1 protein-coding gene is annotated in these 1,240 nt (G+C 62.6%); it reads left to right on the top strand.

The genetic code is table 11. The features are described 5' to 3' along the window. Window positions 1–212 precede the first annotated feature (212 nt). The gene (locus QMZ26_RS21195) at window positions 213–1,127 is read left to right on the top strand and encodes an IS110 family transposase (protein WP_283222592.1); all 915 of its coding nucleotides are present in this window, start codon (window positions 213–215) and stop codon (window positions 1,125–1,127) included. The last annotated feature ends 113 nt before the right edge of the window (window positions 1,128–1,240 follow it).

The following is a 1,240-nucleotide window of genomic DNA, read 5'->3' as shown; positions in this document are numbered from 1 at the left end:
AGCCTTATCTGATTGGAATCTGGCAGCGTAGGTGTCGAGAGCCGGCGTGGGCCGCCGTATGAGCCTGGATCTCGACGATCGCCTTGTAGCTTGGCGCCCACGCCGGAATCTCCCTTGATCCGCCCGAACAGTTGCTGGAGCTGACACTCGCAGTGATAAGACTGGGCTAGCGGGGGAGCTCTCGACTCTTCCAGACTATACGGAGTCCGGTGATGAACGGGATCGGGATTGATGTCAGCAAGCGCCAGCTGGATATCGGCACGACGGACGGAGAGACCCTGCAGGTCAGCAATAACCGCGCCGGCTTTTCTGAATTGGATGCTTGGCTGAAGAAGCGTCCGACCAGCCAGATCGTGCTGGAAGCCACCGGCGGCTACGAGCAGCCGGTGTTGGATTTTCTGCATACGGCAGGCCATCCAGCGGTCCGTGCCAATGCCCTGCGGGCCCGCAGGCTGGCCCAGGGAATGGGCCAGATGGCCAAGACCGACCGGTTGGATGCCTTTGCGCTGGCTCGGATGGCCATCTTGGTGAAGCTGCCGGCCTATCAACCGCTTGAGCCTTGGCAGCAGAAAATGCGGGAATTCGTGCGCGCTCGTCGGCAGGCGATGCACGCGCTGAGCATCGCGCGGCAGCAGCAGGAAATGGTCGCTGATCGTGATCTGCACCGGCTGCTACAGACAAACATCACCCGCCTGCAGACGCTGGTTGAACGGCTGGGGAAGCAGATTGCCGAGCAGGTTGCCCAACAGCCTCAACTGGCTGTCCTGAAGTCGATGAAAGGCGTGGGTCCGGGCCTACAGGCAGTACTGGCCAGCTATCTTCCCGAACTGGGGAAAATCAGTGGCAAGGCCATCGCCAGCCTGGTCGGTGTGGCACCCATGTCCAACGACAGCGGCACCATGCGGGGCAGACGAAGCATCCATGGTGGCAGGGCGGAGATCCGCCAAGTGCTTTACATGGCCAGCATGTCGGCCATGCGGCATGAGCCTCGACTGCGCGACTTTTACCAGTCGCTGCGAGCCCGCGGCAAGGAAGGCAAAGTGGCTATCGTGGCGGTGATGCGGAAGATGCTGGTGATCCTCAACGCCCGCGTGCGGGACGCCCAAGGCGAATCGATCCCCGCCTGAAGCCCGCCCGGGGCGCACATCAAGAGGCTGCCGGCCAGCGGCCGGCACTACCGTGTCCGTCTGCCGGAAGGGCTGGCGCCCCTCCGGCAACACAGTTGCTACATGGACGTATT

The organism is Stenotrophomonas sp. PFBMAA-4 (assembly GCF_030053215.1).
Classification (GTDB): Bacteria; Pseudomonadota; Gammaproteobacteria; order Xanthomonadales; family Xanthomonadaceae; genus Stenotrophomonas.
This window is presented reverse-complemented; position numbering and strand designations above follow the sequence as displayed.